This is a genomic window from Olleya sp. KJ81-1, assembly GCF_055808135.1.
The window spans coordinates 965,846-979,164 of sequence record NZ_CM147854.1; the positions used below are offsets into that span (position 1 = coordinate 965,846).

At 32.3% G+C, this 13,319-nt stretch carries 14 protein-coding genes and 2 pseudogenes; 7 read left to right on the forward strand and 9 right to left on the reverse strand.

What is annotated here, in order from left to right; genetic code table 11:
- Positions 1 to 29 precede the first annotated feature (29 nt).
- The 8 genes and pseudogenes from sucD to AC0L3M_RS04550 all read right to left on the reverse strand — a co-directional run bounded on the left by sucD (position 30) and on the right by AC0L3M_RS04550 (position 7,399).
- Positions 30 to 902, reverse strand: coding sequence for a succinate--CoA ligase subunit alpha (gene sucD / locus AC0L3M_RS04515; protein WP_292945185.1), 873 nt, complete (start codon positions 900 to 902; stop codon positions 30 to 32).
- Between the two features lie 96 nt (positions 903 to 998).
- Positions 999 to 1,391 carry a nuclear transport factor 2 family protein gene (locus tag AC0L3M_RS04520; RefSeq protein WP_145001762.1) on the reverse strand — a complete coding sequence of 131 codons (393 nt, stop codon included), beginning with the start codon at positions 1,389 to 1,391 and terminating at the stop codon, positions 999 to 1,001.
- The gene (locus AC0L3M_RS04525; RefSeq protein ID WP_473431994.1) at positions 1,392 to 2,327 is read right to left on the reverse strand and encodes a UDP-3-O-(3-hydroxymyristoyl)glucosamine N-acyltransferase; all 936 of its coding nucleotides are present in this window, start codon (positions 2,325 to 2,327) and stop codon (positions 1,392 to 1,394) included.
- Positions 2,328 to 2,338: 11 nt separating this feature from the next.
- Positions 2,339 to 2,905, reverse strand: coding sequence for an elongation factor P (gene efp, locus AC0L3M_RS04530; RefSeq protein WP_145001764.1), 567 nt, complete (start codon positions 2,903 to 2,905; stop codon positions 2,339 to 2,341).
- Positions 2,906 to 2,928: 23 nt separating this feature from the next.
- Complete coding sequence (gene lpxA, locus AC0L3M_RS04535) at positions 2,929 to 3,714, reverse strand: acyl-ACP--UDP-N-acetylglucosamine O-acyltransferase (RefSeq protein WP_028282084.1); 786 nt, start codon at positions 3,712 to 3,714, stop codon at positions 2,929 to 2,931.
- 10 nt (positions 3,715 to 3,724) lie between these two features.
- The gene (locus AC0L3M_RS04540; protein ID WP_339807829.1) at positions 3,725 to 5,131 is read right to left on the reverse strand and encodes a bifunctional UDP-3-O-[3-hydroxymyristoyl] N-acetylglucosamine deacetylase/3-hydroxyacyl-ACP dehydratase; all 1,407 of its coding nucleotides are present in this window, start codon (positions 5,129 to 5,131) and stop codon (positions 3,725 to 3,727) included.
- A 63-nt stretch (positions 5,132 to 5,194) separates the two neighbouring features.
- Positions 5,195 to 6,145: pseudogene (lpxD, locus tag AC0L3M_RS04545) on the reverse strand (UDP-3-O-(3-hydroxymyristoyl)glucosamine N-acyltransferase); the annotation flags it as partial.
- A 25-nt stretch (positions 6,146 to 6,170) separates the two neighbouring features.
- Positions 6,171 to 7,399 (reverse strand): annotated as a pseudogene (locus tag AC0L3M_RS04550) (HD domain-containing protein).
- A 37-nt stretch (positions 7,400 to 7,436) separates the two neighbouring features.
- On the opposite strand from AC0L3M_RS04550, the gene porX reads away from it, so the two are divergent.
- The 7 genes from porX to AC0L3M_RS04585 all read left to right on the forward strand — a co-directional run bounded on the left by porX (position 7,437) and on the right by AC0L3M_RS04585 (position 12,069).
- Positions 7,437 to 8,990, forward strand: coding sequence for a T9SS response regulator signal transducer PorX (porX, locus tag AC0L3M_RS04555; RefSeq protein WP_292945166.1), 1,554 nt, complete (start codon positions 7,437 to 7,439; stop codon positions 8,988 to 8,990).
- Between the two features lie 25 nt (positions 8,991 to 9,015).
- Positions 9,016 to 9,429, forward strand: a complete 414-nt coding sequence (gene tsaE / locus AC0L3M_RS04560) for a tRNA (adenosine(37)-N6)-threonylcarbamoyltransferase complex ATPase subunit type 1 TsaE (protein WP_292945163.1) — start codon at positions 9,016 to 9,018, stop codon at positions 9,427 to 9,429.
- A 169-nt stretch (positions 9,430 to 9,598) separates the two neighbouring features.
- Positions 9,599 to 9,742, forward strand: coding sequence for a hypothetical protein (locus tag AC0L3M_RS04565; RefSeq protein WP_186439182.1), 144 nt, complete (start codon positions 9,599 to 9,601; stop codon positions 9,740 to 9,742).
- Positions 9,684 to 10,229, forward strand: coding sequence for a hypothetical protein (locus AC0L3M_RS04570; RefSeq protein WP_473431995.1), 546 nt, complete (start codon positions 9,684 to 9,686; stop codon positions 10,227 to 10,229). Before AC0L3M_RS04565 ends, AC0L3M_RS04570 begins: the two co-directional genes overlap by 59 nt.
- 37 nt (positions 10,230 to 10,266) lie before the next feature.
- A complete protein-coding gene (locus AC0L3M_RS04575) occupies positions 10,267 to 10,410 on the forward strand; it encodes a hypothetical protein (RefSeq protein ID WP_473431996.1) in 144 nt (47 codons plus the stop codon).
- 53 nt (positions 10,411 to 10,463) lie between these two features.
- Entirely contained in the window at positions 10,464 to 11,663 is a 1,200-nt protein-coding gene (locus AC0L3M_RS04580; protein ID WP_473431997.1) for an alanine dehydrogenase, read from the forward strand.
- Positions 11,664 to 11,685: 22 nt separating this feature from the next.
- A complete protein-coding gene (locus AC0L3M_RS04585; RefSeq protein WP_145001772.1) occupies positions 11,686 to 12,069 on the forward strand; it encodes a DUF4258 domain-containing protein in 384 nt (127 codons plus the stop codon).
- Here the strand turns inward: AC0L3M_RS04585 and AC0L3M_RS04590 are convergent.
- The gene (locus AC0L3M_RS04590; protein ID WP_292945146.1) at positions 12,066 to 13,241 is read right to left on the reverse strand and encodes a proline dehydrogenase family protein; all 1,176 of its coding nucleotides are present in this window, start codon (positions 13,239 to 13,241) and stop codon (positions 12,066 to 12,068) included. The two genes, AC0L3M_RS04585 and AC0L3M_RS04590, sit on opposite strands and share 4 nt — an antisense overlap.
- Positions 13,242 to 13,319: the final 78 nt, after the last annotated feature.

Sequence of the window (13,319 nt, forward strand, 5' to 3'; positions counted from 1 at the left end):
ATTATTTTAACACATTAGTGTTAAGTAATTTAAGCCATAACTTCGGCTACTTTTTTACCAATTTCTGCTGGAGAATCTACAACGTGAATACCACATTCTCTCATAATTGCTTTTTTAGCTTGAGCTGTATCATCAGATCCACCAACAATTGCTCCTGCATGTCCCATTGTACGTCCTGCTGGTGCAGTTTCTCCTGCGATAAAACCAACGATAGGTTTTTTGCTTCCTGACGCTTTGTACCAATTAGCAGCATCTGCTTCTAATTGACCACCAATTTCACCAATCATAACAACACATTCAGTTTCTGGATCGTTAATTAATAACTCAACCGCTTCTTTTGTAGTTGTTCCAATAATTGGGTCTCCACCAATACCAATTGCAGTAGTGATTCCTAATCCTTGTTTTACAACTTGATCCGCAGCTTCATACGTTAATGTACCAGATTTAGATACGATACCAACTTTTCCTTTTTTGAAAACAAAACCTGGCATAATACCAACTTTAGCTTCTCCTGGAGTGATAACACCTGGACAGTTAGGTCCAATTAATCTACAGTCTTTGTCTTTAATATAAGCTGCTGCTTTAATCATATCTGCTACAGGAATACCTTCTGTAATACAAATAATTACTTTAATTCCTGCGTTAGCAGCTTCCATTATTGCGTCTGCTGCAAATGCTGGTGGTACAAAAATGATTGTAGTGTCTGCTCCTGCTTTATCTACAGCTTCTTGCACTGTGTTAAAAACTGGTCTGTCTAAATGTGTTTGACCACCTTTACCTGGTGTTACACCACCTACTACATTTGTTCCGTATTCAATCATTTGACCTGCGTGAAAAGTACCTTCACTACCTGTAAATCCTTGAACTATTATTTTTGAATCTTTGTTTACTAAAACGCTCATGTTTTGTATTGATTAAGAAATTTTATGTTGAATTGTTCTTTGCTATGCAAAAGTAAGTTTTTGATTGCGATTACTAAAAGTATTTTAAATTTTATTTTACGAATATGATGATAAACTAGAAGGATTTTCATCAAATAATTGACTTATTTCGTATCCTTTATATAAAAGTCCATCCTTTACTTCCCAAATTGAAATAAAATGAGCTATTGGCTCCACCTTATCAGGCCTTTCAATTGTGGCTGCATAGGCTGTATATCTCGCTGTAATGGTATTATTTTCTTTTAATAAATGACTTAATTTATAAGTAAATGACACAAATGATTGTCTAACCTCCTTTAGCTTTTGGTCAATACCGTTATAATCTAAGGCTGTATAACCTTGACTGCTATTCCAATGCAATTGACAGTTTTTATCAAACATTTCAATCGCATTATCTGCTTTTGCTAAATCTAAACTATAAAAGGCTTTTACAATTGCTCTGGCTGACATCTATTTGTTTTTTAATTGTTTAATTATTTCAGGAATTCGCTTAATATATGCCAACTCTTTTAATTTTACTCTTGATTCTTCAATTGGCGTCCCAAAATAGGATTTTCCGCCTTCTATGGATTTTGTCACACCTGTTTGACCTAAAACATTGGCTTTTTTACCTATGGTAATTCCGCTGGTTGTTCCTACTTGTCCCCAAAGTGTAACTTCATCTTCAATAATACAACATCCTGCAATACCTGTTTGAGAGGCAATTAAACATTTTTTACCAATAACGGTATCATGGCCAACTTGGATTTGATTATCTAATTTAGAGCCTTCTCCAATGGTCGTGTCTCCTGTAACCCCTTTATCTATAGTACATAATGCACCAATATCTACATTATCTTGTATTACTACTCTACCTCCAGATTTTAATTGATCAAATCCTTCTGGTCTATTTTTATAATAAAAAGCACTAGCACCTAAAATACTTCCTGCATGTATGGTAACATTGTTTCCAATAACCGTGTCGTCGTATATACTAACGTTAGAATGGATTACACAATTATTTCCAATAGTAACATTATGACCTATAAAACAATTTGGTTGTATTACTGTATTTACACCAATTTTTGCTGATGTTGATATCGCTACATTTGAGCTAGTAAATGGTTTAAAATATGACGTAAGTTTATTAAAATCTCTAAAAGGATCATCACTAATTAACAATGTTTTACCTTCAGGACAATCCACCTCTTTGTTAATTAAAACAATGCTAGCTGCACTATTTAAGGCTTTGTCATAGTATTTTGGGTGATCAACAAAAACAATATCTCCAGGTGTTACCACATGAATCTCGTTCATGCCTAGCACCTCAAAATTAGCATCTCCTACAAACGTACAGTCTATAATTTTTGCAATGTCTTGTAATGTATATGGTTTTGGAAATTTCATTTAACTCCAGACTATTCCTTTACACGTTCTTTGTAAGTCCCTTTGTCTGTTTCAACTTTTATTTTATCGCCTTCATTAATAAATAAAGGAACGTTAACAGTTGCTCCAGTTTCTACCGTTGCAGGTTTTGTTGCATTAGTAGCAGTGTTACCCTTAACTCCTGGCTCAGTAGCTGTTACTTCTAAAATTACGGTTGCTGGCATATCTACAGAAAGTGGCATGTTGTCTTCTGAATTGATTTGAATAGTAACCACTTCACCTTCTTTCATTAAATCTGGTGTATCTAAAGCAGACTCTAATAATCTAATTTGAGAATAATCCGCTTCATTCATAAAATGATAAAATTCGCCATCATTATATAAATACTGAAACTTATGTGTTTCTACTCTTACATCTTCTAATTTATGACCTGCAGAAAACGTATTATCTAACACTTTACCGTTAGTTACACTTTTCATTTTTGTTCTAACAAAAGCTGGTCCTTTACCTGGTTTAACATGTAAAAATTCAATGATTTTATAGATATCATTGTTATATCTAATACATAGTCCGTTTCTAATATCTGAAGTAGTTGCCATTTTTATTTTTTAATTTTTAATTTTTAATTTGATTTGAAATACCCTTTCATGATTCCACGATGAGAATTCTTTATAAACTGAAGAATTTCATCTCTTTCTGTCGTTGCTTCCATTTCTGCTTCAATAATAGCAGCAGCTTGCGAGTTGTTGTAATTTTTTTGGTATAAAATTCTGAATATATCCTGAATTTCTCTAATTTTTTCAGTGGTATAACCTCTACGTCTTAAACCAACAGAATTGATTCCTACGTAAGATAGTGGCTCTCTACCTGCTTTTACAAAAGGTGGTACATCCTTACGCACCAAAGATCCTCCTGTTACAAAAGCATGACTACCTACTGAACAGAATTGGTGTACAGCTGTCATACCAGCTAAAACAACATAGTCACCTATATTTATATGTCCAGCTAAAGTTGAATTATTAGAAAATATGCAATTATTACCTACGATACAATCATGAGCAATATGGCAATATGCCATTATTAAACAGTTATCTCCAACAACAGTTTTCATTCTGTCAGTTGTACCTCTATTAATTGTAACACACTCTCTTATAGTAACATTATCACCTATGATTGTAAGTGTATCTTCATCATTATATTTTAAGTCTTGTGGTACCGCAGAAATTACAGAACCTGGAAAAATATTACAATTTTTACCGATTCGTGCGCCTTCCATAATTGTTACGTTACTACCAATCCACGTACCTTCTCCAATAATTACATTATTGCTTATAGTAGTAAATGGCTCAATAACCACATTTTTTGCGATTTTCGCTCCTGGATGAACGTATGCTAAGGGTTGGTTCATTTTTTTAGTATTATTTTACTTTTGTTATTTGTGCCATTAATTCTGCTTCTGCACATAATTTACCGTTTGCATAAGCATAACCTTGCATATGGCAAATACCACGTCTTATTGGTGTTATTAATGAACATTTAAATATTAACGTATCACCTGGCACTACTTTTTGTTTGAATTTAACATTATCCATTTTCATGAAAAAAGTTAAATAATTTTCTGGGTCTGGAACGGTACTTAAAACTAAAATACCACCTGTTTGCGCCATAGCTTCTACTATTAAAACGCCTGGCATTACTGGTGCTCCTGGAAAGTGACCTTTAAAAAACTCCTCGTTCATGGTCACATTTTTAAGACCAATAACATGATTGTCTGATAATTCAAAAACCTTATCTAGTAACAAAAAAGGTTGTCTATGTGGTAACATGTCCATAATTTGATTAACATCCATAACCGGAGTTTGGTTTAAATCAATATTTGGTACGTTATTACGTCTTTCGTTTTTTATTAATTTGGACATTTTTTTTGCAAACTGAGTGTTTACAAAATGACCTGGTTTATTCGCAATTACTTTACCTCTAATGCGTGTTCCTATTAAAGCTAAGTCACCAATAACATCTAGTAGTTTGTGTCTTGCTGCTTCATTAGGATAATGTAACGTCAAGTTATCTAAAATCCCATTTGGTTTAACAGCAATCGCATCTTTATTAAAGGCTGATTTTAATTTTTCCATTGTAGAATCAGACAATTCTTTATCTACATAAACGATAGCATTATTTAAATCACCTCCTTTAATTAATCCATGCTCTAATAATGATTCTAATTCATGTAAAAAACTAAACGTTCTAGAATCTGATATATCCTTTTTAAAATCGGACATATTATTTAATGTTGCATTTTGTGTCCCTAATACTTTAGTCCCAAAATCAACCATTGTTGTAATTTGATACTCTTTTGCTGGCATTACTAAAATTTCGCTACCAGACTCTTCATCTGTGTAAGAGATAACATCGCTTACCTCATACACTTCTCTAAAGGCATCTTGTTCTTCAATACCTGCTTTTTCTAATGCTTCTACAAAAAACTTAGAAGATCCATCCATAATTGGTGGTTCTGAGTTATCTAGTTCTAAAATAGCATTATCTATATCTAAACCTACTAAAGCTGCTAATACATGTTCGCACGTTTGAATGGTAACTCCGTTTTTTTCTAAACAAGTCCCACGCTGTGTGTTAGTTACATAGTTTGCATCTGCCTCTATAACAGGGTTTCCTTCTAAATCTATTCTTTTAAAAGAAAATCCAGCATTTACTGGTGCAGGTTTAAAGGTTAATGTTACCTCTTTTCCTGTATGTAAGCCAACACCTTTAAGGGATACTTCCTTAAGTATTGTTTTTTGCTTTATGTCAGTACTAATTATTCCCATTTCCTTTTTTTCTAATTCGTTTATTGTTTTAGCTAATTTTGGAAGATTTTTAAAATACACATAAGATTTATTCCAATCCACGTAGCTAAATGCTGGCGAACCTTGTAAAACCTCATTGTCTTTAATATTTCTACCTATTCCTGATTGTGCTTGTATTTTAACATTGTTTCCAATAGTCAAATGTCCTGCAAAACCTACTTGACCTCCTATTTGGCAATTTTCGCCAATTTTGGTTGAACCTGCAATACCTGTTTGAGCAGCTATTACTGTGTTTTTTCCAATTTCTACGTTGTGTGCTATTTGGATTTGGTTATCTAATTTTACACCTCGTCTAATTATTGTAGACCCTAAAGTAGCTCTGTCAATGGTTGTAGCTGCTCCAATGTCAACAAAATCTTCAAGTATAACGTTTCCAATTTGTGGTACTTTACTATACTCGCCTTGATCATCAGGTACAAAACCAAATCCATCTGCTCCAATTATAGCTCCAGAATTAATTACGCAGTTTTTACCAATCACACAGTCTGAATAAATTTTTGCTCCAGAAAACAACACTGTATTATCGTCGATTGTAACATTGTCTCCTATATAACAATTAGGAAAAATCTTTACATTATCTCCAATTTTTACGTTGTCACCTACTACTGTAAATGCACCAATGTAAATATCCTTTCCAACTTTAGCTGTATCAGATATGGATGTTGGCTGTTCAATCCCAAACTTATTTAGCTTTACTTGATTGTAATACTCTAATAATTTTGAAAATGACTTATACGCGTCATCCACCTTAATTAAGGTACAACTAACGTTTTGTTCAGGTACAAAGTCTTTTGCTACAATAGCAATTGATGCTTTTGTAGTATATATATAATGTGTGTATTTTGGATTTGCCAAAAAGGTCAAAGCGCCTTCTACACCTTCTTCTATTTTAGATAATTTAGATACCTCTACTTGAGGATTGCCTTCTACGACACCATCTAAAATACCTGCTATTTGTTCTGCGGTAAATTTCATTGTCAACAAAAATAGAAAAAATGTGCTAAAGTTGGTCTTTTGGATAGCATATATAATATTTAGTCACTGGTTTTGACAACGCTTTTAAGCTAAGTTGGTCTGAAGCCTTAACTATATCCTCAACTTTACCATTTTTATGTAAGATATTTATATTTTGTTTTTTTCTTGAATATGCTTGATTACTAATCTGTCCTGTAAACACAAAATAGTCTGCATCTGCATCAGTAATATTATATTTTGATTGCAAATTAGCTTTATGTGCTATTAAAACGTCTTTTGAAATTGGTTTTTTCTTTATTTTCACTTTTAAAAGATGTCTATTTATAATCATCTCGCAAAGATTTTTTAAAACAAAGTCATCATGATATTGCCAATTTTTCATTGCTGCAACAATATCATAATCATCTAATTTAGCAAATGTTTCTAGACAATCTGCATCAAACTTATCAATAGTAATTTCATTTTGTAAAAAAAGGATAACGGTTTACTTGCTTCTAGATACACACCTTTTGCTACCAATTCTTTAGCACGTTTTAGCACTCGTATTAATAACTGCTCTGCGACTAAGCTTGTTTTATGTAAATAGACTTGCCAATACATTAAGCGTCTAGCTACTAAAAATTTTTCTACACTATATATACCTTTATCTTCAATAACTAATTGATCATCTTTAACATTAAGCATTGTTATTAAACGCTCACTATTAATATTGCCTTCGGACACACCAGTATAAAAACTATCACGTTTTAAGTAATCTGCGCGATCCATATCAATTTGACTAGAGATTAATTGCAACATAAAGGTCCTGTGATAGTCTCCTTTAAAAATCTGAATAGCAAGTGTTAAATCGTCGTTAAATTCTATATTTAAAGCTTCCATAAATAACAACGATATTTCCTCATGAGAAACACCACTTACAATACTATGTTCCATTGCATGACTAAATGGTCCATGACCAATATCGTGTAATAAAATAGCTATATAAAGCGCTTTTTCTTCGTCTTCAGAAATTTCAACCCCTTTAAAACGAAGCACTTGTACTGCTTTTTGCATTAAATGCATACAACCAATAGCGTGATGAAAACGTGTATGGTGCGCACCTGGATATACTAAATAGGACAAACCCATTTGAGAGATCCGTCGCAGTCGTTGGAAGTATTTATGCTCTATTAAATCAAATATTATAGAATTTGGTATAGTAATAAATCCGTAAATTGGATCGTTTAGTATTTTAAGTTTGTTACTTGCTTTCAAGCTTAATCCTTTATTTAATTAATATACACAAATATACATGAACAATATAAATATTCTTTGGGTTGATGACGAAATAGATTTATTAAAGCCTCATATCATCTTTTTAGAACAAAAAAACTATAAAGTAACCACTTGTAATAGCGGAACAGAAGCTTTAGAAATTTTAGATGAGAAAAAATTTGATATTGTCTTTTTAGACGAAAACATGCCTGGATTAAGTGGTTTAGAAACTTTAAACGAAATTAAAGAAAAACAAGACACACTTCCTGTAGTGATGATTACTAAAAGTGAGGAAGAATATATTATGGAAGAAGCTATTGGTAATAAAATTGCTGACTACCTAATAAAACCTGTAAACCCTAACCAAATACTACTTAGTTTAAAGAAAAACTTAGACCATTCTAGATTGGTGTCCGAAAAGACAACCTCTAATTATCAGCAAGAATTTAGAAAAATTGCGATGGACATGTCCATGGTAAATAGTTATGAAGAATGGGTAGACCTTTACAAAAAGCTAATTTATTGGGAAATTCAGTTAGAAGACATTGAAGACCCTAGTATGTTTGAAATTTTAGAGTCACAAAAAAACGAAGCTAACACACAGTTTGGAAAATTTATTGATAAAAATTACCCTTCATGGTTTGAGCCTAATACTGATGCTCCTGTATTATCACACACCTTATTTAGAGAAAAAATTGCGCCAGAACTAAGCAAAGAGCAACCAACCTTATTAGTAGTCGTTGATAATTTAAGATACGACCAATGGAAAGCGTTTGAACCTTTTGTAAACAACCATTACAAAAAGCAAAAAGAAGAAGCCTTTTATAGCATCTTACCTACAGCCACTCAATACGCCAGAAATGCTATTTTCTCTGGGTTGATGCCAAGTGACATGGAAAAACTACATCCAGAATATTGGAAAAACGATACAGATGAAGGTGGTAAAAACTTACATGAAGCTGACTTTTTAAATGCCCAAATGAAGCGTTTAGGACTTACTAACCTTAAACATGAATATTATAAGATTACCAATCTTGCGTCTGGAAAAAAACTAGCAGATAACTTTAAAGGTCTTAAAGAAAACGATTTAACAGTTGTGGTTTATAACTTTGTAGATATGCTTTCGCACTCTAAAACAGAAATGGATGTCGTCAAAGAATTAGCCTCTAATGATAAAGCTTATAGAAGTTTAACACAAAGTTGGTTTAAAAACTCACCTTTATTAGAAATGATCCAGCAAGCCCAACACATGGGATTTAAACTTATAATTACAACAGATCACGGAACCATTAATGTTAAAAACCCATCAAAAGTTATTGGAGACAGAGACACAAGTTTAAACTTACGCTACAAAACAGGTCGTAGTTTAAGCTACGAAAACAAAGATGTTCTAGCTGCTAAAGATCCAAAAACAATCCACTTGCCTTCTATTAATATGAATAGCTCATTTATATTTGCAAAAAGCGATTTATTTTTTGCTTACCCAAATAACTACAATCATTATGTAAGTTACTACAGAAACACTTACCAACATGGTGGTGTATCTCTAGAAGAAATGATTATACCTTTTGTAGTATTAAGTCCTAAATAATATATTTTTGCAAAAAAAGTTTAAAGTGACTATACAATATAATATAAAACAAGTAGAAACAGTTGCAAAACAAGTCTTAGAAGCAGCAACCTCTAAAATAATATTGTTTGAAGGTGACATGGGTGTTGGCAAAACAACATTAATAAAAACACTTGTAAGCTTATTAGGTAGCGACGACCTAGTTAGCAGCCCAACGTTTTCATTAGTTAATGAGTATAAAGGTTTAAATGATAACATCTTTCATTTTGACCTTTATCGTGTTGAGGATGAGGAAGAGTTATACAATTTTGGTATAGAAACTTATATATACTCAGATCATTACATTTTTGTAGAATGGCCAAATCTACTAAAACCCTTGCTACAAGACCAGTTTACCACGATTCAGATTGTATTGTCAGAAAATACGACTCGCGAGCTCACGCTAACCAATAATGATTAAAAAAATCTCTTTTTTCTTTCAATAAATAGTGTATTTTTGACCAAGTGTGGTTTAAACCACAACAAGAAATTAAAAAAAGCTTGATTTTAACATAATTTTAACATTTGGGCGATTTTTGATTAGAGATTTTATATACTTTAGAGGTATAATTAATTAAATCCCTAACAAAATGAAAACAAAAAAGTACGTAATAGCATTAGCTATTTTTGGTGGTGTATTATTCACTGCACAAGCAACAAATCTTATTGATTTAAATGGACAACAAACAACAGAAATCGACGGAAGAAAAATCAAAATCCCACCAGCAGGTTAATAGAAAAATAATAATTTCAGGTTCGATTATAGCAACATTCATTGCTTTAACTCCTTATCTGTTTTACATTTATGAAAGTGTTCCAGACCAACAAGTTTGGGACACTTTTTTTTACAAATTTAATAGTGCAGTTTACGAAAATGTTCAAATTGTTGTTTGGACAATAACAGGTAAGTTAATTCCATTACTACTGCTATTTATTTGGTTCTTTACCTGTCGACACTGGTGGTATCATGCATTACTAGTACCAATTATGATGTATAGTTATCAATTAATACATTTTGCCTTAAATAACACATATTATTTTGATGAATTTAATTTAATTCATATGCTGCCATTTATGGCAATAATTATTCCATCAATCTATTTAGTTAGAGCTAGAATATTTAATAGATTAAATACGGTTGACAAAACCATACAAGACCTAGAAGACGAATTAACATTTAAACCAAAAACGTTTTGGGGAAAGATTAAACAATATTTTTAATACTACCCTAAAAAACCCCATACTACCCTACTTCAAAATGCTTAAAACCTACTATATTATTAATAGTTTTATTCAAAATTTATTTAGCAATGCTAAGGCTGATAAAACCTTAGAAGAACAAGAGGAAGAGCTTTTTAAAAAGCCTACAACCTTTTGGGAAAAAATAAGACTTTATTTTTAATGCTTTAATTACAATAATTTGTAATTTGTTTCAGTTTTAAAACCACATTAATAATGTCTAAACCACTGTCTCCATTTTCAAAAGCAGAATTATTACCTCAAGAGGAAACTTTAGAGATTTTTAAACATAAAAGCAGTTTATTTATAGGTATTCCTAAAGAAACAGCATTTCAAGAAAAACGTGTTTGCCTTACTCCTGACGCTGTATCAGCAATTGTAAGTAATGGTCATCGTGTTTTAATTGAGTCTGAAGCTGGTAAAGGCTCTAATTTTAGCGATAAAGATTATAGCGAAGCTGGAGCTGAAGTCACAAAAGATACTGCAAAAGTGTATTCTTGTCCAATGATTTTAAAAGTAGAACCACCTACTTTAGACGAATTAGAGTTAATGAATCCTCAAACCACTTTAATCTCTGCTTTACAGATTAAGACACAATCTAAAAAATATTTTGAAAAACTAGCTGCAAAACGAATCACTGCTTTAGCTTTTGAATTTATTCGTGATGCGGATGGTGCATATCCTGCGGTTAGAGCTTTAAGCGAAATTGCTGGAACTGCTTCCGTACTGATTGCTGCAGAGTTATTGAGTAATTCTAGTAATGGTAATGGTTTAATGTTTGGAAATATTAGTGGTGTTCCTCCTGTAGAAGTGGTTATTCTAGGTGCTGGAACTGTTGGCGAGTTTGCTGCCAGAAGCGCAGTTGGACTTGGTGCTAATGTTAAGGTTTTTGACAATTCTATCACCAAATTACGTTGTTTACAAGCCAATCTTGGACGCACACTGTACACATCCACAATTCAGCCTAAATATTTAAGCAAAGCCCTAAAACGCTGTGACGTAGTCATTGGAGCTGTAAGAGGAAAAGACAGAGCACCAATTATTGTGTCTGAAACCATGGTAGAAAGCATGAAAAAAGGCGCTGTAATAATAGATGTTAGCATTGACATGGGTGGATGTTTTGAAACTAGCGAAATTACAACACATAATAATCCAACCTATATAAAAAATGGCGTAATACACTACTGTGTACCAAACATTCCAGCACGCTACTCTAGAACCGCTTCGGCATCTATTAGTAATATTTTTACGCCTTATTTACTAGAAATTGCAGATAATGGAGGTTTAGAACACGCTATTAGATTTGATAAAGGTTTAAAAAATGGATTGTATTTTTATCACGGAATTTTAACAAGTCGTGCAGTTGGCGAATGGTTTGACTTAAATCATAGTGATATAAACCTATTAATATTCTAAATTTGCAATTCAATTTATTAGAATGAAAATATTACACAGAATTGGTTACTATTTAGGTGGATTCTCTATTGGTTTAGTTTTATTAGCTTTTTTCTTAAACGGAAGAGGTGTCTCTTGCGAGTATAATTATGGTCCAGAAGGAAGAGTCTTAAAGAATATACGCACAAAAACACTACACTTCTCTGCAGACAGTCAAGCGCTTTTAGACACAAAAGCTATTGACACCTCTGCAATAAGTTACATCCTAAAAAAAGGAGATGTAGATTTTTCTAAAAGTGAACCTAGAAAAGAACCTTGTGGTATGTATTTTATTTATGGTGAAACTAAAGACAGTAAAAACTACGAATTTTATATAGAAAACTGTGATAGCATTGCAACCTTGCAAACTATAAAAGTTTTAGATTAATTAGATTTTCGTCTTTTACGCTCCTTTTTTAACAAAGTAAGTTCTCGTCCTGTTTGTCCAGCAACAGAAGTATTTTCTTCTGCACGTCTAATTAAGTATGGCATCACGTCTTTAACTGGTCCAAAAGGCAAGTATTTTGCAACATTATAACCATGAGCAGCCAGATTAAAGCTAATATGATCACTCATACCATATAATTGACCAAACCAAACACGATTATCATCTTTACTTATTCCTAATTCTGTCATTAGTTTTAAGGCTAGTAAAGAGCTTTCTTCGTTGTGAGTACCAATAAATATTGAGATTGTATTTAAATTATTTAAAATATACAATAAGCAATCATTAAAGTTTCTGTCGGTCGTGATTTTGTCTTTACAAATCGGTGATTCATAACCTTTATCATTAGCACGTTCACGCTCTTTCTCCATGTAAGCACCTCTAACAATCTTATAACCTAAAGTATAACCTTCAGATTTAGCACGCTCATGTGATACTTTTAAAAAGGCTAAACGATCATGTCTATACGTTTGTAAAGTATTATAAACAATAGGTTTATCTGTGTTATAAACCTTCATCATTTCTACCGCTAAATCATCTGCAGCGTCTTGCATCCAACTTTCTTCGCCATCAATCAAAACTTCAACATCTCTTTCTTTTGCTATTTTACAAATGGCGTGATATCTAGCTACTACTCTATCCCATTCTTGCTGCTCAGCATCAGTAAAAGCTTTTCTTTCTCCTTTTTTCTGAAACAAAAATAAACGTCCTAAACCTGTTGGTTTAAAGACTACAATTGGCATAGCGTCTTTCTTGTCGCTAAACTCGACAAGCTTCATTATTTTTTCTTTAGCAGAATCAAATTGATTTTCGATAGCTTTACCTTCAACAGAATAATCTAAAACCGAACAAACACCTGCAGTATACATTTTATCAATAACTGGTAAACAGTCTTGTTCATTTATTCCACCACAAAAATGATCAAAAACAGTCGCTCTAATCAAGCCTTCTACAGGTAAATGTGCTTTTAAAGCAAAATTTGTAGCTGCTGTACCTATTCTAACTAAGGGTTGATTAGATATCATTTTAAACAAAAAGTAAGCACGATCTAACTCAGTATTGCTTTTAAGCTTAAATGCAACTTCAGTGTTTTCAAAAATAGTGTTGTCCAACATAATAATTTTAATTTTGACAGCACAAATATACTACTCATTAGTCTTATTTTTTAAAAAAACTATTAATTTTACCCATTA